The following is a 26338-nucleotide window of genomic DNA, read 5'->3' as shown; positions in this document are numbered from 1 at the left end:
AACCGGGACCAACCGAGGTCGCATTTTGAGCAACAAGACCGTTTCGACCATCAATGCAGCACGATTCGCGGCAGTTCTGGCAACGCTGGTCTCTGTCGCCTCCTGTGCCCACCGAAGGGCGGAGCAGCACGGTTCGCCGCCGCTCGGCCCCATCCCCGTCATCACATCCGTCGACCAGATCACACTGCCCATCGACTCGTACGAGGTGACCGTCGAGCAGACCAGGACGTTGTTCAGGGCCTCCACCGCGGTGACCCAGCGGTGCATGCGGAGTTACGGCCTGTCCTATCCGGGTCCGCCGTGGGGCGCCGCGTTCAGCGACACTCCCCGGGAGCTCAAGAAGCGTTCCGTGGTCTATGGCTTCTTCGACCCGGCCGCTCCGAAGAGCAAGGGGTACGACGCGGTCAGCCGCAGCAGCGCCCCGCCGGCCGTCTCGGACGGGGTGCTCGCGGTGCTCGACGGTGTGGACAGAGCGAACAAGCCCGTGACCGTGTATGGCGGGAAGGCCGTGCCTGACCGCGGGTGCCTGGGCCGGGGAAGTGCGGAAGTGGGAGACCCACCGATGCCCGCGGACTCCAACCAGTTGCCCGACGGCGGGCCGAAGGTTCCGGCGACGGATCCCCGGATGGTCGATGCCAATGCCAAGTGGAGCCAGTGCATGAAGTCCAAGGGCTTCACTTACGCGTCACCGTGGGCAGCCTATTTTGACCCGAAGTGGCGGTCCGTACCGAAGGCGGGGGCCGTCTCCCGCACTCACACGCCTGAGGAGATCGCCACGGCGACCGCCGATCTGGACTGCAAACTGTCGACGAACCTGATGGGCGTCGCGGTGGCCGTCGAGACCGCGTACGACAAGCAGTACATCGACTCGCACAGGGCGGCTCTGTCGGCCTTCAAACGGAGTCTCGACGACCGGCTCGCAAAGGCACGGCACATCGTAGCCTCCGGCGGCTCGGACACAGGATGAGCCAGGCGCAGGTGAACGGCGATCCCACCCCGGAGAGGCGCACCAGGCGTTCCTGGCGTAATGCGGAGCCGAGGACCGCATCCGCGCCGCCCGCGCCACCGGCTCGCGCAACCTCCCCTTCCACACACCGCGCAGAATCGGATGGGTGCGGCTGAACGGAAAATCAACGTCCGTGTGGGCAGGCGGTAGCGTCCGGGTGGCGGAGCCGTCCCGGACAGTTCTGTGACAGGTGTTCAGGCGGTGTCGGTGCTGGGGGCGAGGGTGACCTGGTGGCCGAGGTGCTCGAGCTGACGAACGAGGTCGCGGGTCTTGCGCCTCGGGTTGAGATGTCGCTGGTGCCAGTCGGGGCCGAGTTCCTGGTAGTGGGCGTGGGGGTCGTCGATCAGGTGCCAGACGATGACGAGGATCGAGCGGGCGACCGCGACGAGGGCTTTGGCGTGGCCACGGCGTTTGACCAGGCGCCGGTAGCGGGCGCCGAGGAAGGTGTCGGTCCGGGCGGCGGCGCTGGCCGCTTCGCCCAGGGCGCCCTTGAGCCAAGGGTTTCCCTTGCCGGCGGGCCCGGTGGTGCTCTTGGTTCCGGACTGGATGGTGCGGGGGGACAGTTTCGCCCACGAGGCGAGGTGGGCGGGCGTGGGGAAGACGCTCATATCGGGGCCGATCTCGGCCAGGATGACCCGCGCCGAGGTCGGGCCGACACCGGGGATCTCGTCCAGGCGGGCCAGCAAATCGTCACCGAACGATGCAGCAGCGGGCGACGGTGAGTGGTCCGGTGCGTCACTGCGGGGGTCGGGCAGGGCCGCGAGCGTCGCGGCGATGTCCTGATCGAGTGCGGTGATCTGCGCGGTGAGGTGGTCGACTGTGGTCAGCAGGAGCCGCAGCAGCCTGGCGTGATGGTCGTCGAACTGCCCAGTCAGGGCCTCGACCAGGGCGTCGTGCTTGGCGGTCAACCGACCTTGAGCGAGGTTGGCCAGGGTCCGGGGGTTGCGCTCGCCCGCGATCAGCGCCTCCATCATCGCCCGGCCCGAGAGGCCGAACGGATCGGTCGCTACCGACGAGAGTTTGATCTGCGCGTCCTGCAGGACCTTGTCGGCCCGCAGCTTGTGGCGCGATCGCTCGCGGACGAACACGGTACGGGTGCGAGTGAAGTCCCGTAGGTGTCGTACGGGTTGGGATGGAACGAAGGAGGGACGGACCATGCCGCGCTCGGTGAGCTTGGCCAGCCATATCGCGTCCAGTTTGTCGGTCTTCGGTCGGCCCGGGACGTTCTTGACCTGGCGGGCGTTGACCAGCCAGCACCGCAGCCCCCGGCTTTCCAGCAGGTAGTAGAAGGGCTGCCAGAAGACGCCGGTCGCCTCCATCACCACCAGTTCGACGCCCTGGCAGACCAGGTGGTCGCCGAGTCCCAGGATCGCGTTGGTGGTCGCCGCGACGGTCCACACCTTCTGGGTGCGCGCTCCCTCGCGGGCTTCGTTCGGCAGCCGCAGGCACACCACACCGCTGTTCTTGGCGATGTCGATCGCGGCCACTCGGGCCACCGTCTCGTCCCGCAGTTCCTCGCGCGGCTCGTCCACAGTTCCTCCCGGCCTTGAGCTCCCATGGGGTGGAGACTGCCCGGGAAGCCGGAGGGGAACGGCAAGGCTGAACGGCGTGCACGTGGCAACAGTCGGTGGCCCCTGGCTGGCTCCCGCGTCAGACTCTTCTACGGGCGCGCAGGCCCAAACCGCAGCGACGTTGGCGGACAGCCTCCATACCCAGGATCGCGGCCGGCGCCTGCTGAGCTCCACGGCGGTGAGAAGCCCGCACACCCGGTTCGACGCTCCGCGCGCCGATTTTCACGCCGCCAGGCGTGACGGGAGGAACAGGAGGACTCTTCTGTAGTGAGCCGGTGATGCCGTGCGCCGTTGCCGTTAGTTGTCGGACGGCGGATCGTCGTGTCCTAAGACGTGGTCTTGGAGGCGGCGATGGTGTCGTGGTTGGAGGAGATCGAGCGGCGGGAGGCTGCCGCGCGGGAGCGGATTGAGGAACTGCGTTCTCGGATTGTGAAGTTGAGTGCTGGGCTGGCCGAGCAGGAGGCTGTGCTGTCACGGCTGGAGATCACCCGGGAGACGATGTCGGAGATCTTGGCTGGGGACGGGACGGGACGGTCACGGAGCCGGAGCCGAAGGCGGGTGGTCCGCAGGAGCCGTCGGGCCTCCGAGCGGAGTCGGAGGGGCGTTTCGGGGTGGGCTCGCCGGTCGGGGTGAAGCTGGTGCCGCAGTGGTCGCGGGGGATGACGGCCGGGGAGTTGCCGCAGTAGTACCAGGACATCGTCGAGGTCCTGGGGGACGCGGTGCGTCCGATGCGGGCCCATCATCTGTGTTCCGCGCTGGGGCTGTCGACGGACAAGAGCAAGGTCGAGGGGTTCCGGTCGAAGCTGAAACGCCTGGTGGAACGGGGCTGGCTGGTGGAATCGGAGCCAGGACTCTTCGCTCCAAGGGACACCGATCCGGCGGGTTCGGGTGCGCCGGAGCAGGGCGAGCGGGCCGGTCAGCACCGCCGCGCCGGTGTGGCATCGGGCTCTCGTCCCTAGCGTCGAAGGTGCCAGCCAAACCGATGCCCTGAAGGCGAGAGCCCGATGAACGGAGCGTATGCCGCCGCCGCGGTGGCTGACCCCTTTGCCCGAGCCGCTTCTTTCCTCACTTCCCTCATCTCCTCCCTCTCCAGCCCCGAAGCCCTGCTGTTATCGCACGAGCGGATCGAGGAGGATGCCGAGACCGGCGCCAGGGAACTGGCCCGCCTGCTCCTGCAGGCCCACCTCGATCTTCGTGCCAGGGCGGAGGAAACCGCCCTGAGGGGCCTGGATACAGCAGGTCGGGCCGCGCTGGCCGACGGCCGCACCCGGCTGGAGAAGGACCACCGGCGCGAGCTGGCCACAGTGGTCGGAACGGTGACCGTGACCCGGTGCGCACAGCGTGCCCCGGGCCGGACCAACGTCCACCCGGCCGATGCGACACTGAACCTGCCGCACGCCCGGCACAGTCTGGGCCTGCGCAAACTCGCCGTACTGGAAGCCTGCCGCGGCTCCTACGACACCGCGATCGAGGCGATCGACCGCCGCTGCGGAGCCCGCCTGGTGGGCAAACGGCAGGCCGAGGACCTGGTGCGGGCGGCCGCGGTGGACATCGCCGCCTTCTATGTCTGCCGCACCCCCGAACCCGCGGCGAAACAGACGCTGCTGGTCCTCAGCTTCGACGGCAAGGGCATCGTGATGAGGCCGGGACATCTGCGCGAGGCGCCCCAGAAGGCCGCCGAGCGGGCGAAGCGGACCTTCCGCACCCGTCTTTCGGCCGGGGAGAAGTCGGGCCGGAAACGGATGGCCACCCTCGCGGTCGTCCACGACGCGGAGCCTGCCGTTCGCCGTCCGCACGACATCATCGCCCCGCCCGGCGGCCGCACCGGACAGCGCACCGTCCGCAAAGGGCCCAAAGCCCGGGCGAAATGGCTCTCCGCCTCCGTCAAGCACGATCCCGAACACGTCATCACCACGGCGTTCGACCAGGCCGAAGCCCGCGACCCGCAGCACCGAAGGAGCTGGGTGGTCCTGGTCGACGGCGCCACCCACCAGCTCGACCTTGTCCGAGCCGAGGCCGGCCGCCGTGGTGTCACCGTCCATATCGTGCTCGATATCGTCCACGTGATCGAGAAGTTGTGGGCGGCCGCACGGTGTTTCCACACCGCCACCGACCCGGACGCCGAGACCTGGGTCGGGACGAAAGCGGCCCGGATCCTGGCCGGTGACGCCCCCGGCGCCGTCGCCGACATCCGCGCCGAGGCCGCCCGCAGCCGTCTCACCGACGATCAACGCGTCGCCGCGGACACCGCCTGCCGCTACCTGACCAACAACGCCGACCACGTCCACTACGACCAGGCGCTGACGGCCGGCTGGCCGATCGCCAGCGGAACAGTCGAGGGAGCAGCACGCCACTTGATCGCCGACAGGCTCGATATCACCGGCAGCCGCTGGAGCCTGGCCGGCGCCGAAGCCGTCCTCACCCTCCGCGCCGTCATCAGCAACAACGACTTCCCCGAGTACTGGATCTTCCACACCGCGAGGGAGCGCGAACGCCTCTATCCCCAGCCCGACCAGCACACCTACGGCCTCTCAGCCTGATCGACGATCTCACTCACGAAGAGCCGCACCCGGTCGCGATGGCAGCCGGTGACGGCTTGGCGGCGTGAGCCGGGCAGGCGTTCACGGTCGGCCTGGGCGTGTGCTGACGCCAATCGGCCCACCGGGTCGACGTGTTGGGAATCCCGCGCCTGTGCGCCCACAGTTCAGAGCCTGCGGACTCCGGCGCGCAGGGCTCTCGGGCAGCCCTCGACGCCTTGCTGGCGGTACTGGCTGCGGGCGGTGTTTCGCGGAATGACCTGCGTACGGGGCGGGGGTTCAGTCCGCGAACGCGGCCACGTACGACGCTACGCACGGCTCAGGTGTTGCGAGCGAGGTGACGATGTGGCCATCGACAGTCATGGGTGGGTCGAGCGGCATGTGATGCACCAGTTCGGAGCGAGATCCGGCGAGTTGCTCGGCCGGCATCAGTGTCCAGCCCTCGGGGTCCCGGCTTACCTCGAACAGCACGTTGAGCATGTTCCCGGCGGGCGGTCTGGGCGGGGCCATGGGCAGGAGGGCGAGGATCGCGTCGTGCATCGGCGGGTCAGTGTCACGGGCGGGAAGCCGCAGACCGTGCGGATCGAGGTCGTGGAGACTGACCGCCGGCTTGCAGACGGCGGGGTGTTCGCGCGCGAGCACCGCGTGTAGCGGTTCGGACCAGGCGCGCACCACCCTCGCCGTGGCGGATGTGACCGCGCCCCGTATCAGCGCCAGGTCCAGCTCGCCGTCGCGGACAGCCTCAATGCGCGCAGTCACTGGCAGGTCGATCAGTTCCGGCTCTGCTGGGCGTTCGCTGTCGCGCAGACGACCTACCGCCCGGTCGAGACGTTGGGTGACGCAGGACGCCACGCCGATCCGCAGGACGGCCGCCGGTTCCCCCGCGACCACCCGGACCCGGGCCGCCGCGGCGAGGGTCTGCCGGGCTGCGGCGACAACCCGTTCGCCAGCATGAGTGAGTCGTACTCGGCGTGACGTGCGGTCGAGCAGACGGACACCGAGTTCGCGTTCAAGCCGGACGATCTGCTGGCTCACCGCTGGCTGCACGATGCCCAGCCGTTGGGCTGCCCGCCCGAAGTGCAGCTCCTCTGAGACGGTCACGAAGTAGTGCAGTGCTCTCAGTTCCATCTTCCTGATCTATCACACGATGTGATTACTGCCCAGCGTTTCTGGTCATTGTTCGCGCTGGTCATCCCGGCTGTGATGGGTACGAGGCCGCCACAACGGTCTTGCTACCACCTGAAATCCCGCCCCGAAAAGAGAAACTCTCGTGATCTACGACCTGCCCGCTCTCCATATCGTCGTCGCCGACGGTGTCGCCACCGTCACGCTCGACAACCCGCCGTTGAACCTGTCCGACGGCACGCTGCTGCCGTCGCTGCGTCGCTTCGTTGCCCAGGTACGCGATGACGTCGACGTACGAGTCATCCTGTTCGAGAGCGCCGACCCGGACTTCTTCATCGCGCACGGAGACATGCGCTTCATCACCGAACCCGACGTCATGGCCGCTGCCGGCGCCGCCACCATGGCCGCCAACCCAGACGCCGAATTCCCCCCGGCCCTGAATCTCATGCAAGTCGTGCATGAGGAGGTGCGCTCTCTTCCTCAGATCACGATCGCCAAGCTCACTGGTCTCGCACGAGGCGCCGGGAACGAGTTCCTGATGGCCCTCGACATGCGCTTCGCCGCGATCGGCAAAGCCGGTCAGGCTCAGCCCGAAGTGCTCTTGGGCATCATGGCCGGCGGTGGCGGCACCCAATACATGACGTCCCTCGTCGGACGCGCCCGCACACTTGAGCTCCTTCTCGGTGCACAGCTCGCCGATGCCGAACTCGCCGAGCGATACGGTCTGGTCAACCGCGCCCTCCCCGCTGACGAGATCGACGAATTCGTCGACTCCCTCGCCAGACGCATCGGCGCTCTCAACCCCGAGATCATTGCCGCGGTCAAGACCGCCGTGACCGTCGCGGCTACACCCATCACCCGTGAGGGACTCAGTACCGAGAACGCGCTCCTCACCCCCCTCTTCAGCGCTGACGCCGCTACACTCGCGCACAAGCTGCTCGCCGCAGGCATGCAGACCCGCGAAGGCGAACGCAACCTCGAAGCCCTCCTCGGCCGGCTCTGATCTCGGCAGGTGCCGGTTCAGCGCGCGCTCTCTGCCTGGCCATGCGGATCCGGGATGAGCGCGGGCCGTTGTTCGAGGACGAGCACTTCGCCTCGGCGTTTCCACGCCGGGGCGGCCCGGCGTGACCGCCAGGGCAGTTGGCGATGGTCAGTGTTTTGCGGTTCGCGGAGGGGCTGACGGACCGGCAGGCCGCGGACGCGGTGCGCGGGCGGATCGACGTCAAGTACGCGCTCGGCCTGGAGCTGGAGGATCCCGGGTTCGAGCTCTTCCAGCCACGACACGATCGCCGCCTCCAAGACCACGTCCTGGGACACGACGATCCGCCGTCCGACCACGAACGGCAACGGCGCACGACATCACCAGTTCACTGAAGAAGAGCCACACCCTTGTTCGATGAGCAAATCGCGTTCCCCACCGAACTCGCCACCGCAGCTTGACACCTTGGCAACGTGAGGTGTCTGGCGCGTGCTGGGCAAGGTCCGCACCGACTCGAAGTGGGCGACCGCCCTCGTGCGGGCCTCGCTGGTCCTGACGAACTGCGAAGTCTCCCGCTGACCGACGATCTACGCCGAAGTCATCCGCCCACGACCAGGACGAGCACTCGAGCCCCCGCACATCCCAGACCCGTGACCAGCAACTTCACGACGCACACTGCTCAGTGGCCCGAACTGGTGCGTCGACATAGACGGGTCCATCGCTGGGTGCCGACGGCGCAAGGTCGAATGGACGTACTACCCGGCGCCGCGCTATGCGCCAGATCCCTCCCTCGCGCCGGTATTCGTCTTCGTAGGTACCTCCACCGGCAATCCAGCGGTGGTCGCGGAGTTGGGCCAGGACCACGATGTCCGATCGTCCGGTCGCGGCAGCGCCGTCGATTTCCACCGTGTGGTTGGCAGTGGCATGCTGCATGATCGGGAATGCCTGCCACTGCTGCTCGACCGCCGCGCGGATGGCTTCGATCCCCGTGAATATCTGGTCCGAGCTGGTCTCCCACGCGGCGTCCGCTGTCCAAATTCCTCCCAGCGGACTGGGTCGCGGTGGTCGGCACCCACGCAGTAGTCGTGGGCCAGCCGGTGCAGTGCGAGTTCGGTCTCGACTCGGTCCAGGCGAGCGGCGAGATCTTGTAGCGTCGTCATTCCTGAGAGGCTACTGACGGTTGAGATGGCCCGCAGGGCGGCCGCCTCACCCCTGCAAGTGCCGTCACGGGGCGGGCAGTTCGCCGTGTGCCGCAGCGAGAGCGGCCTGCAGTTGGGCAACTTCTTCACAGTGTTTGTGGCGGTCGGCGGCCAGCTGTTGGATGAGGCGGCGGACCAGCGTACTGGCGGCAGCCTCAGCGTCGGGGGCGTGAGCTGCGTCGCCCGGGATGGAATCGCGTCGTGCCCGGCGGAGCGCCTCGACCTGCGGGCGTAGGACGGGATGTCGGTAGATGAAGTCGGTGGACACTCCGGCCGCTGGGTGCGCGAGGCCGTCGGCTTGCTCGCCGTCTGCGCCCCGCGCCTGGATCGCGCACTCGGCGCCATCGCCGACCTGGGCTTCGTCGGCCTTGACGACAGCGGCTCGGACGCCGACCCGGCGGTGCCCACCGGCTACAAGGCAGCCCGCCACCGGCCCCTGACCCGAGGGTAGAAACTGTCCAACAAGGCGCTGGCCGCCGTCCAGGCGCCGGTTGAGCACGGCTTCGCCCATCTCAGAAACTGACGGGTCCTCGGCAAGGTCCGCACCGACCCGAAGTGGGTGACCGCCCTGGTGAGGGCCCTGCTGGTCCTGACGAACCGCGAAGCCTCCCGCTGACCGACGATCTTCACCGAAGTCATCCGCCCGCGACTGGCACGAGTATCGAGAACCCCGCGCACACCAGACCCGTGACCTGCGACTTCACGATGCACGCGGCTCAGTGGGGCTGCGGCGGGATACCTCTCAGCTTTTGCGCCAGGCGGCTTCGATGCGGTCCAGGTGGGCACGCAGGGCGTGGTCGTGCACGGTGGGTCGTAGCCAGTCGATGTCTGTCGGTCTCAGATGCTGCAGGTCGTCGCTGTCCAGTGTCAGCAGAAACGGCTCGCTGTGTTCTTCCAGCCAGTCGTCGGCTCCGAGGTCGCGGGCCAGGCGGAGCAGGCCGATGACCAGGGTGCGGGGTTGCTGGGTGGGAGGGATCTGGTCGAGGAGTGCCATAGCGGCATCGAGGGTTGTCCTGGCGTCCGTGCGGCGGGCGCCTTGCCACAGGTGGGTGCTCTGGGCTTCCTTAAGCAGGCTGAGCAGACGCAGGCAGGCGGATGTGTCATTGCCGAGGGCAGGAGCCTGGGGCCGGAACCGGGCTGTGATCAGGCGGAGTTGTTCGTGGGAGATGTCCTGGCGGGCGGCCAGTTGTACGAGGCAGTCGGTGAGGACCAGCCAGGTGTGGGCTTTGACGCCGCCGGAGCCGGTGACTTGGGGAGAGGTCAGCGCGTCAAGGAGGGCGAGGGCGGTGTCCGCCGGCAGTGCGCTGGCGGCGTCGCGGAGGTGGCGGGCCGCGATGTCAGCGGTCAGGGAGCGGTCTTCTCCCTGAAAGGCGTGCAGGAAGAAGAGAAGATCCGTGTAGGAGGTGTGGGAAGCGGGGCGGAAGAGCAGGCCGATGAGGCTGTGGGCGGCAGACGTGCTGCGGCTGTCGTCGAGGACGTGGTGGGTGTGGAAGGCCTCGGGTATCTGGTCGAGCAAGGGAGCTATCGCGTGCAGCAGGATGTGGAGATCGGGTTCCCAGGTGAAGACGGCGTTGGCGTGCAGCCGCTGGATGAGGGGTTGTTCCTCCGTAGCGTGGACGGTGGCCGGCGGTGTGGCCGGGCTGGTGAGGTCCAGAGCCCAGGCAGGGTTGAGTTCGGTCGGTGTCCCGGTCGGGCCCACGTGCAGGTCCCGGCTGTCCTTGTCGGTCACCGGGCGGGTGTTCAGTGAGGCGACGAGCGCATTCCACGAGGTGTCGCCCAGTTGTGAGCGCCACAGCCAGGTGTGGCGGTGCCACTGGTCGAGGGTGGCGTGCTCGCCGACGATCTCGGAGATGCGCAGGGGCAAGTGGGTCCGGGCGGCCAGGAGCAGCAGGTTGGCGGTGTAGATGGCGTCCTGTTGGGTGCGGTGGGGCGCGGTCGGCCGGTAGGGGAGGTGGCTGCGGTGGGAGGTGTCCTGGGTGGCCTGGCGGAACAGGCGTCCCAGGAGGCTGGCGAGTTGGGCACGGTGTTCGGGCGGGAGCGGGGCAAGGAGTTCTGCGATGTTGTGCAGAGCCTCGGGCCGGTCGCTCAGCGGGACATGAGAGAGCAGGGCGTACAGCCGTGCGTCGTCGATGCCGGGGCCGCCGGCAGCGCTGTGGATGAGGAGATGGTGCACTTCGTCGGTGATCAGGCGGGTGAGGAGGTACTCGCCGAAGGTGGCGTGGAGAAATTCGTAGGACCGCAGGTGTGTGCCGGTCAGGACGGCCTGGGCCTGGTGGATGAAGAAGAAGCGGCCGAACAGCAGGGGCGGGGACTGCGGAGTGTCGCCGAGGAGGACGGACAGGTCGCTTTCGGCGTTCTCGGCCGTGATGTCTTGCCGGCGGCGATTGAACATGCCGATCGCGATGACGGACAGGCGTTGCAGTTCGCGTTCGACGGTCTCAGCTTCGTCGTGGGGCGGCCGTGTCTCCTGGTGTTTGGTGATCTGGCGGCGGACGAACTCCGCCAGCAGCCGCTCGTAGAGGCCAAGCCGGTCGATGGCGTTGGCTTTGCGATGGAAGAGGGCGTTGCCGGTGGCGTCGTAGAGGGCGAGCATCATCAGGAGCAGGGGCTGGCCAGCGAGGTCGCGATGGGGCTCCAGTACGTCTGGGGCGAGGGGGTGCAGGCCGCGGGTGCTGAAGTAGCGGCCATTCGTGGTGTTCCAGACGGTCAGCCAGTGGGCGATGCGCTGGTCGTCGAAGGGTTCCAGCCGGATGACGGTTGCTGCGGGGGGAGTTCGGGCCTGGTCGGCGACGAGGGTGCGGCTGGTGGCGATCACGATGGTGGGACGGTCCTGTTCGCTCTCGCGCCGCTGGAACTGCTCCACTTTGTGTAAGTAGTCGTAGTGGCGTCCTCCGTCGGGATTGTCGGCGACAGCCTGCAGCAGTTCGTCGAACCCGTCGAAGAGGATGACCCGGACGATGCCGGAGGCCTGCTCGACGGCCTCGGCCCATGCCGTGCGGCGGCCTGTGGTGCGCCACAGTGCTTCCTCGATCTGTTCCTGGATGTCCAGATCGGCGGGCAGGTGGCGTAGTTCGATGCGCTGGCAGAAGAACTCCGAGGCCGGGAGCCGGGCAGCGATCAACTTGGTTAGCAGCGACTTGCCGCTGCCCGGGTGTCCCAGGATCAGCAGCGGCGTCTGGGTGGCGTGGTCGGTGAGCAGGTAGGCGGCCAGGAAGTCGGCGAGGTCCTCGCGCAGTGGCTGCGTCTGCCACCAGTCGTCCCGGGACAGGCTGTGGGCATGATTGTGGCCGGCGATGCGGAAGGCGGGATCGATGTAGCCGGCCTGGAGGGTGGGCATGCGGGGTCCGGCTTCTTCTCCGGCGGCGATCGGTTGATGCAGATGCCTGCGGTGGTGATCAGAGGCTTTGGCCGGTTGGGCGAAGGGTTCCAGCAGGTCGGCCAGGCGTGTCAGTGATGTCGCCGCGGCTGCGGCCGAGGGCTGTTCGAGGAGTTCGGGCGGGTCCTGGGTGTGGGACGTGAGGTGTAGTTCGGGGCAGTCCCAGGTCACTCGGTCCAGCAGCGCTTCGTAGCGGCGCCATGCGTGAAGGGCGACGTGTTCGGGCCGGCGGCTGTGGGAAGCAACCTGCCCGAACACGAGGTCGGCTGCGTAGGAGTAGGCAGACTCGATCTCCTGGCGCTGGTGGGCAGCGGATCCGGTCCGGGTGGAGCCGAGGGTGACCCGTTCGAGTTCGGTGACGATCTCGGTGGTGAGATCGCCGTGGGCGGGGTCGGGTTCGGCACCGCGGACGATGTCGGCATGGGCGACGGCCTCGCAGAACGCGGTGACGAGGATGACGAGGTCCGCCGCGCACAGCAGGGCGGTGCGAGTGACGCCGCAACTGGCCCGTACCCGCTCGGTAAACCCTTCGAAAAGCGGGCGCAGGTCCCTGCTGGTAGCGCCGTTCAGCCGCAGCGGCTCGAGCAGTTCTTCGGTGAGCCCTTTGAATCCCCTGCGTCCTGCGACGAGTACCTCGACAGCGTCGGCAAAGGTGTAGGGGACCGCCTCGGGTCGCAAAAGAGCCTGGTTCTTGGGATGGACGGGGGATGTGCCGCGTGGAGCGGTCGCGCCTGCTTCGACCTCGTCCAGACGCAGGCGCCACCAGCTCGCGTCGAAGGTCATTCCCGCGGGTGGCCGTGGGCCCTTTCTGGCCCGGCACAGCTGCACCAGGGCGAGCACGTCGTCCCATGCAGGCGGGGTGGAACGCTTGGCGTTGAGTAGGGCGGAGACAGCCGGCTCGCTGCGGTGCAACGCCCGGGCCAGGTCGCTCTGCGGGACCTGGCATCCGCGGACCAGACGTCGCAACAGTCGGCAGAAATCCGCGACCGCCCCGGACGGCTCCCCCACCGTCACCCCCTGCCCTTCACACAGCTTCGGCATGATCCCCCGCAGACTAGGCCCTGACCTGCGTCAACTACCCCTGTCTTTCGGACCTTTCAGCCTGACAGCAGGCCAGGCCTCTCCCCGGCCATGGTCTGTGCGTCCCCCCATCGCCTCCGATCTCAGGGAGTCTGCGTGTCCTGGTGTCTGGCCCAAGTGCCCATCCTGCTGCTTTCCCTTTCGCTCTTCGGTGTCTTCGCCGGTGTCGTGCTCCCAGCCGTATGGTCCACCAAGCCGGTACGCCGGCAGGCTGCCGTCGGCGTTCTCGCTCAGCTCCTTGCGGCCGTGCATTCCAGCAGCCTCATATCACAGCAGGCCACGCCGATCGACGTGCCATTTCCTGATGCCGGCCAGGAGCCACCGCCGGATCAGGGCGGCGACGAGGCAACGCGAGCTGCCCGGCCGAGATCCTTGCCGCCGCAGATCTCGGCGGAGCGGCCCGTGCAGCATGCCGGGATCTCGCGGTGGCCCTGGAGGGCGTACGGGAGTGGGCCTCGACCAGGACGAGGCGGTGTCGAGAACCATCCGGGAGGCGCCGAATAGGCGCGCCTCGGCCTCCAGCAGTTCCAGCAGGCGACCGGTGTTGTCTTGCTGCGGCAAGACAACACCGGCAACGGGAGTGAGCTCGGCATGCTCGGGACCCGGGCCATCAGCAGCCCTCGGCAGGAGACGAACCCGCAGGGCCTGCGGCATGCAGTGACGGCACCTTCGGCAGATCCGCTCAGGACAGGGAGGAGGGCCCGCGGGGCACGGGAAGCGCGGGCAGCAGTTCCCACAGGGGACGGCCCTGTGACGCCCAGGCTCCCAGCAGTTGGCGGTCTACGAGATGAAGGCGCTGCTGGCGGGCGAAGTCGCGCCCGGGCTGGGTGATCCTGCCGTTGGTCAGCATCACCACCACGTCCGCCCGGTGGACCGGGCGGCCCGTGCCGTTGAGGACCTGCAGTTCCGGGGTACCCACGGCGGCACCCCGTTCGCCGCCCCGGCGGTGTTTGCACTGGATCACCCACCGGCGCCCCAGCGGGTCGGTCGCCTTCACGTCCGCGCCCAAATCTCCCTGCCCACCGACCTGGATTGCATCCGTGCAGCCGTCCCGGCGCATCAAGTCACGTACGGCGAACTCGAACTGCCGGTGGGAGAGGGCGTCCAGCTGGGCCAGGCCGTAACGCAAAGCGCGTGCCCGGGCCTGTTCCCAGCGCATGCGCTCCGCCCGCCGGCGCCACCACATGATGCCAGCCAGGACGGAGAGAACAGCCGCCGCGAGCAGCAGCCACCAGTGCAGGAGCAGCCAGTGGACCACCGCCACGACGAGAGCGACCACCCCTGCCGCGATCACGGCCACCAGGGCGAACTGGATGTCGTCCTGCTGCTTGCGACGCGATCGGCGGGCGGGCTGACGCCGGGTCATCGGCCGCTTCCCAGGCGTGAGAAGTCGATCGGGTACGACACGGTCGGCGTGGGCACCGCCGGGCGCGTGGTGGGGGTGTCGAACCTGATCGGGTACGACACGGTCGGGCTCGGCACCGCACGACCCTGCTCGCCGGTACCGGCACGGTCGTAGCGATTCGGGTAGGAGACCCGTGGCTGGGGGCGGGTACCGGATCCATCACCGGCGTCCGCGCTATTGCCGTACCCGAGCACGGCCAGCCCGACGAAGGCGAAGATGGTCAGTTCCCGGCGTGCACCCGGCGCCCACCGGGTATGTCCGCGCACCGGCGTCCCGTCGGAGCGTACGTACGGCCGCACGAATGGCATGTGGTCCCCCCAGATGGTCGTCGCGTCCCCTGTCGCCCACCATGCTGGTGGCCGCCACTGACAGCGGCGCATCCGGTCGCCCTCAACTACGCCTGTTTCAGGGCAAGTTCACGCCATACGTGAGCACCCTCGGCTGCTGAGCGGCACCCCGGCCGCTTGCGCCCGCAGGGCCGGCCCCGTCCCTCCCGGTTCCCCCGAAGGGGGCTTTGACCAGAGATGAAGGCGGCCAGGACCAGTCCATGACGTGCGCGGGGAGTGCCGGTGCCGCAGCCGGTCACGCCTACCGGCGGTGGCGGATTGCGCCATTTTCCGGCGTTGCCCGTGGAGATGTCACGATGCAGGCTCCCCGCTCTGTCGAGCATGGGGGGCAGTTGCACCCATTCTTCATGTGCAGGTTGAATTGGGCGTCGGCGGCAGCCCGGGCTGCCGTGTAGGGGGTCTCGGCTGCGGTTGTGACGTGTGGGGCGGCCGCCAGTTGCACCTCGTGCAGTTTGTTCTCCAGGTCCATGACCGCCACGTCTACCTGGGCACCCGGGTCCGGTACGGGCGCTTCGGCCGGCAGGGCGGGAGAGGCCAGCCAGCCGCGGACGAGAGCTCCTTGGCTTGCCTGAGCCGCCTGCAGGACCGTCGCGTTGTAGCTCATCGGTGGCCTCCCTCGGCACACCCGTGATCGGTTGATTCTGCTACACAGCGCAGCGTGCCACCGGTGAGGGCGCTGGACTCGGTGACTTCAGCGGTCACGCCCACCAGGCCGTTCTCCTCACCTGTAAGGACGCCTCTCCTTGCCCGGAGCCGACGGTCTGCTGGCCCACGCTGAACAACGCGAACGGCAGGGCGTTGCAGAAGAAGGCCGCGACGACGATGTGCCGCCAGACGGCGACGCCCGCCGGCAGCCGGTGCCCCGTCACGTAGCAGGCGACGAGGAGGACGAGCGCGCCGAGGGCACAGCGCGCGAACGTGACCTGGAGCGGGGAGAGCCCGCGCAGCGCCAGCTCGATCCAGAGGAAGGTCGAACCCCACAGCAGGGCGAGCACGGCCACCCGCACGCCGCCCTGCAGGGCCCGCGTGCCGCTGTTCTCGGTCATGGCGTTTCCCCGTTCTCGTCGTCTCGTCGTCTCGTCGTCTCGTCGTCTCGTTGGTTGGTTGTCCCGTCCTTGGCCTGCGACTCCTACGACGGTGCCCGAGCCGATCTTTGAGAACAAGCAAACGCTTCTACCCATACCGTTAAGCTGTACTGCATGCTTGATGTGAGGCGACTGCAGGTCCTGCGCGCGGTGGTCACCAGCGGCACGGTCACCGCGGCCGCGGCCCACCTCGGCTACACGCCGTCCGCCGTCAGCCAGCAGGTGGCGGCGCTGGAGAAACAGGCCGGTACCGCGCTGCTGGAGCGGGTCGGACGCGGGGTGCGCCCCACGGCGGCCGGGCTGCTGCTCACCGAGCACGCGGCGCTGATCAGTACGGCGCTCGCCCAGGCGGAGAGCGCGCTCGCCGACCTCCGCGCCGGGCGCACCGGCCGGCGGTCGGTCCGCTACTTCCCCACGGCCGGATCCACCCTGATGGCGCCGGCCCTGGCCGGACTCCGCGCCCAGCACCCCGGCGTCCGCGTCGACCTCGAACTCACCGACCCGGAGGACCCGTTCCAGGAGGTGGCACGAGGCCGGGCCGACCTGGCCGTGGTCGTCGCGGCACAGGACCGCACGGGCGACGGCTTCCGGCTCGTCCACCTTCTCGACGACCCGTACGCGGCCGTACTGCCCATGGGACACCCTCTCGCCGGGAAGGAGACGATCGACCTGCACGAGCTGTCCGGTGAGCAGTGGGTGGACAGCGAGCCCCCCGGTCCCTGCCTCCTGCCCGTCCTCGACTCCTGCGCGGCGGCCGGCTTCAGCCCCGACTTCGTCATCCAGAGCGAGGACTACGCCACGGCGCAGGGCTTTGTCGCGGCCGGCCTCGGCGTCGGTCTGATGCCGCGGCTGGACTGCGCAACCAGCACCCCGGTGTCGTCGTACGCCCGGTCCGCAACCCCGAACCGGTCCGGGTGATCTCGGCCGCCGTCCGAAAGACCGCCCTCGGCCAACCGGCCCTGCGCAGCCTGCTGGACGCATTGCGGGACGCGGCCAGCACCGCCGACCCTGAAGATGAGCCCCGGTCCCCATGACCGCGGCCCGCGGGCTACAGGCCGGCGGCGGGGGCGTGTAAGGAGCGTGGTCAGACGCCGTACACCCCGGCATGACGAGTACGGCAGTCAAGGCGACCACACCGACGAAAATCTCCTCACCGTGCTGCCGGGCGTCAGCCCGCACCCGACCGCAGTCCGCCAACCGCCCGGCCTCCGCCCAGCAGGGGCATCCATCTCGGCGTAGCCACCGAAACTCGGCGCCCTCTGAGCCACCTCAGCTGAGCCACTCGACGCAGCACGCCAGTTGGCCGCTTCGAGCATCACCGCCATGAACCCGGCGAACCACGTGGGGTGGGGCGCCACGTGGGTCTTCCCGTGCGCTGCGGGCGTCAAGCATCGAAGCGGCGGCGGGCGGTCTCGATGTGACCGAGGTAGGTGTGGGTCCAGTCGCACATTCCGTCGACGGTTGCGCGCAGACCCTGGCCCGGTTCGGTGAGGGTGTATTCGACCCGGGGTGGCACCGTGGGGTGGACGGTGCGCTCGACGAGGCCGTTGCGCTCCAGCATGCGCAGGTTCTGGGTGAGCATCTTGTGGCTGATGCCCTCGATCTCGTTCCGCAGTTCGCTGAAGCGCAGGGTGCCCTCACCGAGGGTCTCGATGATCAGGAACGCCCACTTGTTGGCAACGTCGGAGAAGATCTCCCGCGCCAAGGAATCCGCGCGTCTGAGGTCCGCTTCGTCGGGTGAGCCCCTGAACTGCTTGGTCACCATCAGGTTCCCCAGTCACTGAAAAGTGCGTTCTTCCACGTCAGCGTTCACTCTCCTACGGTTTCCGAGTAACCACAAGAGAGCGAGAGTGCCCTGATCGCGTGGACGCGAGCCCACGGGCACTCATGACAAGGAGACAGACAGCATGGCTATCACCATGGTGAACCCCAGCGGTTTGCCCAAGATCGATGTCTACCGGCAGGTGTCGATCGCATCCGGGTCGAAGCTGGTCTTCATCGCCGGGCAGGTCGCCTGGGACACCGACGGAGTCACCGTGGGCGAGTGCGACCTCGCCGCTCAGGTCGAGCAGTGCTACCTCAACATCGGCACCGCCCTGGCCGAGGCCGGGGGCTCTTTCGGCGACGTTGCGAAACTGACCTTCTACGTCGTCGACTGGACCCCCGACAAGATGCCCCCGCTCCTGGAAGGCATATCCCGGGCGGCCGCGAAGCTGGGAGTCACCCCGGTCCCGCCGGCCACCCTGATAGGCGTCGCAGCACTGGATGTCCCCGACCATCTGGTCGAGATCGAAGCCACCGCGATCCTCGACTGAACAGCTGCCCCGTGCCCACCGAGCACGGAATGGCCGCCTACAGCGTTCCGTATCCACGGGACAGGACCCGTCACTCTCGCGCCCGGGCCCGAGCCGGATCGGCCAATGGGCCTGTACAGCAGGTCCGATGCACTGATCCATCACCCCGGGAGCGGGAGGATTCGCAGGTGACCGACAATCGCACGGACAGCCGTCATACCCGGCTGCCTGGTGCCGGAGAAAGCGGAGGGCTCAGTGCGGGGCCTGTGGACAGCAGGCCGAGGCGTGGGGGTGCGGGCAGGGGGCTGGAGGCGCCGTGGCGGCCTGGAAATTCGCCGCCTGGTTGCCGGAGTGCGCTGATGGACAGCCTGAACTCATGACTGATCGTTCACTCGTCGTAGTGCTGATCCCAGCCTCGACCTATCCGTCGCTTCCCTCCGACCTGATCTGGAGACAACGCAGCTGATCGAAAGCGGCGTTTCCGCTCCCCGCACCCGCGATGGCCTGCCTCAGCCGACCCGGTACGTCCTGGCCCAGGGCTCGGTCGTTCTCGCAGTGGGCCCGATACGGCGGCTCGCAGCGGCAGTTGGCCAGCCGCAGTGCTACCTGGCCACCTGACTGGTCGGGAGAACTGACGACGCGGCCGTCATGCCTGTCCCTGCGGGTACCAGTAACAGCAGGATCTGGAACCGGGCGGTCGCGCACGGTGATCCTGTGGTCATGGCACACGTACTCGTTACTGGTGGGACCGGTTTCCTGGGCTCCCAAGCGATCGCGCGGCTCTTGGCGTCGGGGCACAAGGTCATGACCACGCTGCGCTCGCTGAAGCGGCAACCTGACGTCGAAAAGATGCTCTCCGTGGCTGAGGCGCCGGAGTGGGAGAGGGTCTCCTACGTCGAGGCGGACCTGGCCTCCGGCGCCGGCTGGGACCGGGCCGCAGCGGGGGCCGACTATGTTCTGCACATCGCTTCGCCGTTCCCCAACTCCCGTCCGAAGGACGAGAACGAGCTGATCGTCCCGGCCCGCGACGGTGCGCTGCGGGTGCTGCGGGCCGCGCGGGACGCCGCTGTCAGGCGGGTGGTCCTGACGTCCTCGTCCGCCGCGGTCGGCTACGGCCACGGCCCGACGGACCGGGTCTTCACGGAAGCCGACTGGACAAACCTGGACGGGCCCGGCGTGACCCCATATGTCAAGTCGAAGGCTGTCGCCGAGCGCGCGGCGTGGGATTTCATCGCCGCCGAGGGCAACGGCCTGGAACTCACCACGATCAACCCGGTCGGAATGTTCGGTCCGGTACTCGGCTCCGACTACTCCAGCTCGATCCGTATCATCCACGCGATGCTCACCGGCGCCATGCGCGCCGCGCCGCCGATCTGGACCAATACCGTCGACGTCCGGGACGTCGCCGACCTTCACATCAAGGCGATGACCTCGCCGGCTGCCGCCGGGCAGCGGTACCTGGCACTGGCAGGCGAGCCGATCTCCTTCGAGCAGATCGCGCTCGCCCTGCGCTCCCAGCTGGGCGAAGCGGCCGCGAAGGCCCCCACCCGGTCGGCCCCCGCCTGGCTGCTGCGGCTGCTGTCCACGGCCAGCCCGCAGCTGCGCGAGACAGTGCCGCAGCTGGGCGTGGTCCGCCGGGCCGGCAACGCCAAGGCCCGCGCGGAGCTGGACTGGGCACCGCGCTCGAACGAGGAAAGTGTGGTCGCGAGTGCACGCAGTCTGGTGCGGCTCGGCCTGCTCGCCGACTAACGTCGAAGGATGAACGACATGGCGGGCACCCTCGGCCACTTCCTGCGGGCCCGGCGGGAACAGCTCAGCCCCCAGGAGGCCGGCCTGCCCGCCGGAGAACGCCGCCGTGTCCCGGGGCTGCGCCGGGAGGAGGTTGCCCACCTCGCCGGCATCAGCCCCGAGTACTACCTGCGACTGGAGCAGGGCCGCAACCAGCACCCCTCCGACCAGATCCTCGAAAGTCTCGCCGCGGCGCTGCAACTCGACGACGGCGCCGTCGCCTACCTGCACCGCCTCGCCCACCCCACGCCCCCGGCCCGGCGACGCCGTCCCCGCTCCCAGACGGGCCCAAGCCGACCTCCAGCCCCTGCTCGACGGCTGGCCCCTCACACCCGCCTACGCCCAGGGGACAGCCGGCCACGTCGTCGCCGCCAACCGCCCGGCTGTGGCCTTGTGTCCATTCTTCGCCGTGGGGAGCAACCCCCTGCGAGCCGTGTTCCTCGAGCCCGAGATGCGCAGCCTCTATCCCCAGTGGGACGACATGACCGCCAAAGCCGTCTCCGGACTTCGCGCGACCCACAGCATCAACGACGCCGATCCCGGACTCCTGGAGAGCATCGGCGAGATGACGGTCACCAGCGAACGCTTCCGCACCCTGTGGGCCAGACGGGAAGTGCGCCGCGGCACCGCCGCCTACACACGGTTCAACCATCCCCTGGTCGGACAGCTGGACCTGCGCTACGAGAAACTCCTCAGGCCAGAGGCGCAGCAACTCCTCGTCGTCTACCACGCCGACCAGGGCTCATCCAGCGCCGAGCGCCTGCAACTGCTCACCAGCCTCTGAACCAGGGCACTGACAGCACGCCTCGCCCGGACTCGGCACCGAAGCCGAGACCGCGGTGGCTTCCCCGTGGGGAAGCCAAGCCGCAAGACATGGGCATTAAACCCCTTTGAGAGGGCTCGTGATCTCTCCTAGGTTGGCCTGCGTGACGATCGAGGTGCCCTACCAGCCGCTGCCGGTCGACCAGTCGGACGTCCGCTACGCCCACGGCCCCGACTCGGCTGTCCAGCCCGGCGTGCCTGTCGGCGAGACAATCGAGTTCGACTGGAACGACAGCCCGATCTACCCGGGCACCTCCCGGAAGTTCTGGGTTCACGTGCCCGCCCAGTACGACCCCGCACAGCCCGCGTCGCTGATGGTGTTCCAGGACGGATGGTGGTACCTGGACCCCGAAGGAGAGGTCCGCGGCGCGATCGTCCTGGACAACCTCGTCCACCGCGGCGACATCCCGGTCACCATCGGCGTGTTCGTCGACCCCGGCATCTTCCCCGACGCCGCGGACCCGAAGAACCGCAACACCGACTACGACGCATTCGACGACCGATACGTCAGCTTCCTCCTGGACGAGATCATCCCCGAGATCACACAGCGGTACACGATCACCGAGGACCCTGACCGGTGGGGCATCTGCGGTGGCAGCAGCGGCGGCAACTGCGCCTTCACCGCAGCATGGCTGCGCCCGGACAAGTTCCGCCGCGTCATCGCGTACCTGTCCAGCTTCACGCAGATGCCAGGCGGCAACCCGTACCCCGAACTGATCCCCCGCGCTCCCCGCAAGCCACTGCGCATCGTCCTGCAAGCGGGCCATCGCGACCTGCGCTGGAACGAGCCCGAGACGAACTGGCTCGCCAACAACTTGCGTGTCGCGGCCGCACTCGCGGAAGCCGGATACGACTTCCGCCTCGTCCTGGGCGACGGCGGCCACAGCCCCAACCACGGTGGAGTCCTGCTCCCTGATGCCCTGCGCAGGTTGTGGCGGTCGGATGATCGCCCGGACTAGCCCGCCGGCCAGGACGGGACCACTTCACAGGGGCACCGGTCTCGGATCAGGTCCCACAGGACGTTGACTCTGCGGCGCTCGAGGGCGATCACGGCCTGGGTATGGCGTTTCCCCTCAGCCCGCTTGCGGTCGTAGAACGTCCGGGAGTTGGGGTCGCAGCGGACACTCGTCAGGGCTGACATGTAGAAGATGCGCTACAGGCCCCGATGGTAGTGGGCGTGGGTGGTGCAGGTTGCCATTGCGCTTCCCGGAATCGTTCGGCGCCGGCGCCAGGCCGGCGAATGCTGCCAGCCCGTCCGGGCTGGCGAAGCCCGCAAGGTCAGGGCCGATCGCGGCAAGGAACTCGACGCCCAGCAGCGGGCCGATGCCGGGCATACCGGCCACGATCTCAGCCAGCTCGTGCGCGCGGAATCGGGCCTCGATCAGCCCGGTCGCGGTGCGGGTCAGGGCGAGGGTGTGTGAGGTGGCCTCGGGCTGGGTGCGGATGCGGCTGGTGGTGCGGTCGGCGTAGCGCACGGTGAGGGTGGGGGGCGGGCTGCGGTCTGGTCGCTGCGGAGGCGGGCGCCGAGTTCGTGAGTGAGGGCGAGGGCGGCTCGGTGGTGTGCGTCCGGATCGAGTTCGTCCCGGTCGAAGGCCTGGGTGACCATGGTGGTCTTGGGCAGGGGGCGCGTTCGTGGAGCCGGCGGCCGGTGGTGACGCCGAGCAAGCGCTGCAGGGTGGCGAGCGGGGTACGGGCGACGTCGCCGACGGTGTCCAGCCCGTGGTGGATGAGGGTGCGCGCAGTGGCCGATTCTCTGAACCAACCGCCTCTTCCCACACGATGGAGGCGGTCCCACTGACGGCCGACGCCTCTGTTGGCCTGTGACGACAGGTGCAAGCCGGCCGACAAGCAGCCTGGGAGATCGAGGATCGGGGCGTTGCGGTGGTGGCCTACGAGCCCTCGCCGAGTTCGGAGCCGACCGATGAGTGGCTCCCGTCATAGCGCGGCTCCTCGCCAGCAGATCCCGGGTTTACGCCTACCTGAGCCACTGCCTCCCTCCACTACTCAGTGGTACCGTATAGCGGTACTCGGTAGTACGCAGTACCGGCAGGGCTGAGGAGCACCCGCGATGGACGACCTGACGGAGATGTTGAAGGGCACGCTGGAAGGGTGCGTGCTCGAAATCATCGGCAGCGAGGAAACCTACGGGTACGCCATCACCCGTCAGCTGAACGAGCTCGGCTTCGCCGACGTCATCGAGGGGACGGTGTACACCATCTTGCTGCGGCTGGAGAGGAACGGGCTCGTCCAGGTGACGAAACGACCATCCGGGGTCGGTCCGCCGCGCAAGTTCTACGCGCTGAACGACGCCGGACGCGAGGAACTCGCGAAGTTCTGGGCGAAGTGGCAGTACGTCTCATCACGCATCGACAGGCTCAAGGAGGACGGGAGATGAACTTCTGGGAGAAGGTCACCGGCAGCGATCTCACCAGAGAATGGAAGGCGTTCGAAGCCAGGTCCGAGACCCTGCCGGACGACTACCGGGCGGCGTGGGGACAGATCATCGCCCACCTCTTCCCTTACGGGGACTTCACCGGCCGCAACCTGATGCCGATCCTCGACGCCGCCCTGGGGCTGCTCGAAGTAGCAGCGGCGGACGGACAGAGCGCCAACGAGGTGCTCGGCGACGACATCCGGGGCTTCTGCACCGCGCTTGCCGGTGGAGAAGGGGCCCGAACCTACCGCGACCGGTGGCGCGAGCAGTTGAACAGGAACGTCGCAAGGAAGTTGAGCCGGCTGGGAGGCTGACGTGAGCATCCAGGACATCATCGAGGGAAAGAAACAGTGGCGGGCGCACCTGGCTCGGATCAAGGCCCTCCCGCCGGACTACCAGATCGTCCACAAGGAGATACGGAGGTACCTGTTCAAGGTCGGACCGGTCAGCTTGCCTGTCCTGCTCCCCGGGATCCTCGACTTCTTCGAGGAGGGCGTCGCCACAGGCAAGGGAGTCTTGGAACTCATCGGCACCGACGTCGCCGCGTTCTGCGACGACCTGGTCAAGGACTCCCCTACCTACGCGGACGTCTACCAGGAATCCATCAGCGCGGAACCCGGCGCACACGAGCAGTAACACCCGCCGCCCCATGTCGGCGAGCGTAACCCGCCCGAGCGGCCCGCCTGCCTCAGCACCGCGCGACCAGGCGCCGGCCAATCGGCCACCAGAAGCTGCCGCAGGCCCTGCCCACGGAGGTGGCCGAGCAGGTCGGCAAGCCGACGGAAGTCGAGTCCACGGACACATCCCAGTCGATGTCGCCGGCCGCGCCAGCCTCGGCCTGGACCCGCTGGAGGAGCAACTCCCAGGTGCCGTCCGCTGACCAGCGGCGATGCCGCTCGTGCACCGTCTTCCACGATCCGTAGCGTTCCGGCAGATCGCGCCACTGCACGCCTGTCCGGATCCGGTACAGCACTCCGTTGATTACCTGCCGATGGTCCCGCCATCGGCCACAGCGTCGGTCGCTCACTGACAGGAGCGGCTCAAGTCGTTCCCACTGGGCGTCAGTCAAATCACCCCTATGCCCCACAGTCCTACCAACGACTCGCCTGATCGGCTCTGTTCACGTTGAGCGACAGCACTTGGGCATGAGTTCCGGAGGCAGTTGGCGATCACTCCGTCGAGAGATGTTCACGAGTTTCGACGGCACTGCCGTGCGGTGGGAGGGCACGGGGTCCTTGGCCCAGTCGTGCAGTTCCTGGGCGGTGGAGAAGTAGTGGGCGGTCTGCGGACGGTGACCTGCTGGGCGTTGGCCTTGCCGCTCCGGTTCATGCCGGCAGTCGACTCATGGGTCAGAGAATCGGCTGGCGTGCTCGGGCCGCCTCGATGTCCGGGACATGCTCTTCGGCCCAGAGCCGTACGGCGCGGAGTGGAATGAGCAGAGAGCGGCCCAGCGGTGTCAGGGCGTACTCGACGCGGGGCGGGTTCTCCTCGTACGTGTGGCGGCTGATCAGACCGTCGGCTTCCAGGGAGCGCAGGGTTTCGGTCAGGACCTTCGGGGTGATCCCCTGGATATGCCCCTTCAGCTCGGTGAAGCGGCGAGGTCCGTCGTCGAGGGCGTTGACGACGAACACGGTCCAGCGGGCGCCGATACGGTGCAGCACCGTGCGGCTCGGGCAGGTCGCTGCCATCACGTTGTACGCCTTGCCCATGGCTGCTCCCAGTTCCGTTGAAGATACCGGTATCAAATCCATACCGTTGCACCCGATCCTACGAGAGGGAGTGAGACGCATGGAGCGGATCCTGGTCATCGGCGGTGCACGGGCGCTCGGCGCGGCCGTCGCGAGGCGTGCAGCGAAGGACGGCTACGACGTTGTTGTCGGTGCCCGCGGTCTGGCTGCGGCCGACGTGCTGGCGCGCGAGATCGGCGCTACCGCGGTGCGGGTCGATCTGCAGGACGAGTCGACGCTCGCGGCCGCGGCGGAGCTGCTGAAGGATGGAATTGACCACATCGTGATGACCGGTTCGGCGCCGCACGATGTTCGCGCGACCGAGCTGGATCGCGACAAGCTGCTGGCTGCGTTCACGGCGAAGGTGGTCGGCCCGATGCTGGTCGCCAAACACTTCGCGCCGGTACTGCGGCCGACCGGGTCGATGGTGCTGTTCTCCGGTGTTGTCGGCTGGCGCCCCGCACTGGGATCACTCGTCAAAGGGGTCACCAACGGTGCGGTCGAGTACGCCGCGCGCCACCTCGCGGCGGATCTGGCGCCGGTACGGGTCAACGCCGTCTCGCCTGGTGTCGTGGACTCGGGCACCTGGGATCGCCTTGGCGACGAAAAGACCGGCTTGCTGGGCAAGAGCGCGGCCGGGACCTTCGTAGGACGCTACGGCGAGACCGACGACGTCGTCGACACGGTCATGTGGCTCCTTGGTGCGGGTTTTGTCTCCGGTGAGACGATCCACATCGAGGGCGGCGCCCGCCACAAATCCGCCTGATGCCAAGCTGACGAGTGCTGCCAACGCTCGCTGTCACGACACGTGAACAGAGCCGGCGCCCTGTTCTCGGACGCCGGGCAATCCTCGTACGGTCTGCAACCGCACGGCGGTGGGGCCACCCCAGTCCTGCGGGGTCGCCCCACCACCGTATCAGTGCGCCGAGCCGCCACTGTGCACCTCGCGGTCCCCCTTCTAGTAGCGCTTGGTCAGGTCCGTATTGGTGTTGGTATGTCGCGGTGGCAGGTGGGGCAGGCGCCGGTCCAGAGGGCGAGGAGTGTCTGCAGCTCGCGGACGACTTGGTAGAGGCTCAGGCCAGCCCCGCGTCTTTTGGGGCTCGGGCCAGTCGTTGCAGGGTGCAAAAGGCGTGCGCGACGGAGACGAGGGTGACGAGGTGGTGCCAGCCGTTCCAGGTGCGGCCCTCGAAGTGGGCAAGTCCCAGGGCCTGTTTGGGTGCGGCTCTTCCGTAGGGAGGGGGTGAGCTGGGAGTTCGGCGCTGGGGCTGTGGTCTTGGGAATTCTGCTTCTACGGTGTGGTCACGGCGTTGGGGGCGGCGATGGGTTCGCTGTTCGAGGAACTGGACGCGCGGGAGGCGGCATCCCGCTGCTCCGCGCCGTGATCATCAACGGAGACTTCGAGGAATACTGGCTGCACCACATCGAACAAGAACGTCTCCGCACTCAGCAGGCCCGCCACCAGGACGGATACGCCCTCACCGCTTGATCGAGCAGGTCACTACGAAAGAGCCGCACCCCACCCGGATGCCACCAGCTATCAGGACGAGGTCACGGCCGGACCCG

At 68.2% G+C, this 26338-nt stretch carries 22 protein-coding genes and 6 pseudogenes; 15 read left to right on the top strand and 13 right to left on the bottom strand.

From position 1 onward, the window contains the following. Nucleotides 1-25 precede the first annotated feature (25 nt). Nucleotides 26-967 (top strand): hypothetical protein, encoded by a 942-nt coding sequence (locus EDD90_RS54655; protein ID WP_123982929.1) that lies wholly within the window; start codon nucleotides 26-28, stop codon nucleotides 965-967. Nucleotides 968-1200: 233 nt separating this feature from the next. Here the strand turns inward: EDD90_RS54655 and EDD90_RS54650 are convergent, their stop codons facing one another. Next, the gene (locus EDD90_RS54650) at nucleotides 1201-2538 is read right to left on the bottom strand and encodes an IS110 family transposase (RefSeq protein ID WP_123982927.1); all 1338 of its coding nucleotides are present in this window, start codon (nucleotides 2536-2538) and stop codon (nucleotides 1201-1203) included. Between the two features lie 1043 nt (nucleotides 2539-3581). Here EDD90_RS54650 and EDD90_RS54640 point away from each other — a divergent pair. After that, nucleotides 3582-5117 carry an ISKra4 family transposase gene (locus EDD90_RS54640; RefSeq protein ID WP_123982923.1) on the top strand — a complete coding sequence of 512 codons (1536 nt, stop codon included), beginning with the start codon at nucleotides 3582-3584 and terminating at the stop codon, nucleotides 5115-5117. Between the two features lie 276 nt (nucleotides 5118-5393). Here the strand turns inward: EDD90_RS54640 and EDD90_RS54635 are convergent, their stop codons facing one another. Beyond that, entirely contained in the window at nucleotides 5394-6242 is an 849-nt protein-coding gene (locus tag EDD90_RS54635; RefSeq protein ID WP_123982922.1) for a LysR family transcriptional regulator, read from the bottom strand. Between the two features lie 142 nt (nucleotides 6243-6384). On the opposite strand from EDD90_RS54635, the gene EDD90_RS54630 reads away from it, so the two are divergent. Together EDD90_RS54630 and EDD90_RS59425 are read left to right on the top strand one after the other, a co-directional pair. Then, nucleotides 6385-7242 carry an enoyl-CoA hydratase/isomerase family protein gene (locus EDD90_RS54630; RefSeq protein ID WP_123982920.1) on the top strand — a complete coding sequence of 286 codons (858 nt, stop codon included), beginning with the start codon at nucleotides 6385-6387 and terminating at the stop codon, nucleotides 7240-7242. 35 nt (nucleotides 7243-7277) lie between these two features. Next, a pseudogene (locus tag EDD90_RS59425) lies at nucleotides 7278-7505 on the top strand (transposase); the annotation flags it as partial. A gap of 376 nt (nucleotides 7506-7881) precedes the next feature. On the opposite strand, the gene EDD90_RS59420 reads toward EDD90_RS59425, so the two are convergent. Then, nucleotides 7882-8256: a nuclear transport factor 2 family protein gene (locus EDD90_RS59420; RefSeq protein WP_398929118.1), complete on the bottom strand. Its 375-nt coding sequence runs from the start codon at nucleotides 8254-8256 to the stop codon at nucleotides 7882-7884. Nucleotides 8257-8658: 402 nt separating this feature from the next. Between EDD90_RS59420 and EDD90_RS58410 the strand changes: the two genes are divergently transcribed. Then, the gene (locus tag EDD90_RS58410) at nucleotides 8659-8868 is read left to right on the top strand and encodes a hypothetical protein (protein ID WP_123982918.1); all 210 of its coding nucleotides are present in this window, start codon (nucleotides 8659-8661) and stop codon (nucleotides 8866-8868) included. 291 nt (nucleotides 8869-9159) lie between these two features. Here the strand turns inward: EDD90_RS58410 and EDD90_RS54605 are convergent, their stop codons facing one another. The 5 genes and pseudogenes from EDD90_RS54605 to EDD90_RS54580 form a co-directional block, all read right to left on the bottom strand. Further along, nucleotides 9160-12834: a hypothetical protein gene (locus tag EDD90_RS54605; protein WP_123982916.1), complete on the bottom strand. Its 3675-nt coding sequence runs from the start codon at nucleotides 12832-12834 to the stop codon at nucleotides 9160-9162. 721 nt (nucleotides 12835-13555) lie between these two features. Continuing rightward, a complete protein-coding gene (locus tag EDD90_RS54595) occupies nucleotides 13556-14239 on the bottom strand; it encodes a restriction endonuclease (RefSeq protein ID WP_123982912.1) in 684 nt (227 codons plus the stop codon). Further along, nucleotides 14236-14586 carry a hypothetical protein gene (locus EDD90_RS54590; protein WP_123982911.1) on the bottom strand — a complete coding sequence of 117 codons (351 nt, stop codon included), beginning with the start codon at nucleotides 14584-14586 and terminating at the stop codon, nucleotides 14236-14238. Before EDD90_RS54590 ends, EDD90_RS54595 begins: the two co-directional genes overlap by 4 nt. Before the next feature lie 280 nt (nucleotides 14587-14866). Continuing rightward, entirely contained in the window at nucleotides 14867-15229 is a 363-nt protein-coding gene (locus EDD90_RS54585; RefSeq protein WP_123982909.1) for a hypothetical protein, read from the bottom strand. Between the two features lie 142 nt (nucleotides 15230-15371). After that, nucleotides 15372-15671: pseudogene (locus EDD90_RS54580) on the bottom strand (DMT family transporter); the annotation flags it as partial. A gap of 153 nt (nucleotides 15672-15824) precedes the next feature. Here EDD90_RS54580 and EDD90_RS54575 point away from each other — a divergent pair. Then, a pseudogene (locus EDD90_RS54575) lies at nucleotides 15825-16744 on the top strand (LysR family transcriptional regulator). A 350-nt stretch (nucleotides 16745-17094) separates the two neighbouring features. Here the strand turns inward: EDD90_RS54575 and EDD90_RS54570 are convergent. Further along, nucleotides 17095-17475, bottom strand: a complete 381-nt coding sequence (locus EDD90_RS54570) for a helix-turn-helix domain-containing protein (RefSeq protein WP_123982907.1) — start codon at nucleotides 17473-17475, stop codon at nucleotides 17095-17097. A 142-nt stretch (nucleotides 17476-17617) separates the two neighbouring features. Between EDD90_RS54570 and EDD90_RS54565 the strand changes: the two genes are divergently transcribed. The 5 genes and pseudogenes from EDD90_RS54565 to EDD90_RS54550 all read left to right on the top strand — a co-directional run bounded on the left by EDD90_RS54565 (nucleotide 17618) and on the right by EDD90_RS54550 (nucleotide 21573). Continuing rightward, nucleotides 17618-18025 (top strand): RidA family protein, encoded by a 408-nt coding sequence (locus tag EDD90_RS54565; protein WP_123982905.1) that lies wholly within the window; start codon nucleotides 17618-17620, stop codon nucleotides 18023-18025. Between the two features lie 699 nt (nucleotides 18026-18724). Next, nucleotides 18725-19753 carry an NAD-dependent epimerase/dehydratase family protein gene (locus tag EDD90_RS54560; RefSeq protein ID WP_123982903.1) on the top strand — a complete coding sequence of 343 codons (1029 nt, stop codon included), beginning with the start codon at nucleotides 18725-18727 and terminating at the stop codon, nucleotides 19751-19753. A 9-nt stretch (nucleotides 19754-19762) separates the two neighbouring features. Next, nucleotides 19763-19954: pseudogene (locus EDD90_RS58405) on the top strand (helix-turn-helix domain-containing protein); the annotation flags it as partial. After that, a complete protein-coding gene (locus EDD90_RS54555) occupies nucleotides 19860-20576 on the top strand; it encodes a hypothetical protein (protein ID WP_398929073.1) in 717 nt (238 codons plus the stop codon). The pseudogene EDD90_RS58405 and the gene EDD90_RS54555, both read left to right, overlap by 95 nt. 142 nt (nucleotides 20577-20718) lie before the next feature. Beyond that, nucleotides 20719-21573, top strand: a complete 855-nt coding sequence (locus EDD90_RS54550; protein WP_123982901.1) for an esterase family protein — start codon at nucleotides 20719-20721, stop codon at nucleotides 21571-21573. Here the strand turns inward: EDD90_RS54550 and EDD90_RS54545 are convergent. Further along, nucleotides 21570-21999 (bottom strand): annotated as a pseudogene (locus tag EDD90_RS54545) (transposase); the annotation flags it as partial. The gene EDD90_RS54550 and the pseudogene EDD90_RS54545 overlap by 4 nt on opposite strands. A 683-nt stretch (nucleotides 22000-22682) precedes the next feature. On the opposite strand from EDD90_RS54545, the gene EDD90_RS54540 reads away from it, so the two are divergent. The 3 genes from EDD90_RS54540 to EDD90_RS54530 are packed head-to-tail and all read left to right on the top strand — an operon-like array spanning nucleotide 22683 to nucleotide 23684. Continuing rightward, complete coding sequence (locus EDD90_RS54540) at nucleotides 22683-23009, top strand: PadR family transcriptional regulator (protein WP_123982899.1); 327 nt, start codon at nucleotides 22683-22685, stop codon at nucleotides 23007-23009. Beyond that, a complete protein-coding gene (locus tag EDD90_RS54535; protein WP_123982897.1) occupies nucleotides 23006-23362 on the top strand; it encodes a DUF1048 domain-containing protein in 357 nt (118 codons plus the stop codon). Before EDD90_RS54540 ends, EDD90_RS54535 begins: the two co-directional genes overlap by 4 nt. 1 nt (nucleotide 23363) lies before the next feature. Further along, nucleotides 23364-23684 carry a DUF1048 domain-containing protein gene (locus EDD90_RS54530; protein WP_123982895.1) on the top strand — a complete coding sequence of 107 codons (321 nt, stop codon included), beginning with the start codon at nucleotides 23364-23366 and terminating at the stop codon, nucleotides 23682-23684. Nucleotides 23685-23736: 52 nt separating this feature from the next. Here the strand turns inward: EDD90_RS54530 and EDD90_RS54525 are convergent, their stop codons facing one another. Both EDD90_RS54525 and EDD90_RS54520 read right to left on the bottom strand, forming a co-directional pair. Continuing rightward, nucleotides 23737-24135, bottom strand: coding sequence for an IS5 family transposase (locus EDD90_RS54525; protein WP_260328879.1), 399 nt, complete (start codon nucleotides 24133-24135; stop codon nucleotides 23737-23739). 262 nt (nucleotides 24136-24397) lie between these two features. Next, the gene (locus tag EDD90_RS54520; protein WP_123982891.1) at nucleotides 24398-24757 is read right to left on the bottom strand and encodes a helix-turn-helix domain-containing protein; all 360 of its coding nucleotides are present in this window, start codon (nucleotides 24755-24757) and stop codon (nucleotides 24398-24400) included. Between the two features lie 79 nt (nucleotides 24758-24836). Between EDD90_RS54520 and EDD90_RS54515 the strand changes: the two genes are divergently transcribed. Then, a complete protein-coding gene (locus tag EDD90_RS54515; RefSeq protein ID WP_185149749.1) occupies nucleotides 24837-25541 on the top strand; it encodes an SDR family oxidoreductase in 705 nt (234 codons plus the stop codon). Nucleotides 25542-25848: 307 nt separating this feature from the next. On the opposite strand, the pseudogene EDD90_RS54510 reads toward EDD90_RS54515, so the two are convergent. Further along, a pseudogene (locus EDD90_RS54510) lies at nucleotides 25849-25989 on the bottom strand (IS701 family transposase); the annotation flags it as partial. Nucleotides 25990-26338 lie beyond the last annotated feature (349 nt).

Origin of the sequence: Streptomyces sp. Ag109_O5-1 (assembly GCF_003814875.1) — a bacterium.
Taxonomy (GTDB): domain Bacteria; phylum Actinomycetota; class Actinomycetes; order Streptomycetales; family Streptomycetaceae; genus Streptomyces; species Streptomyces sasae.
This window is presented reverse-complemented; position numbering and strand designations above follow the sequence as displayed.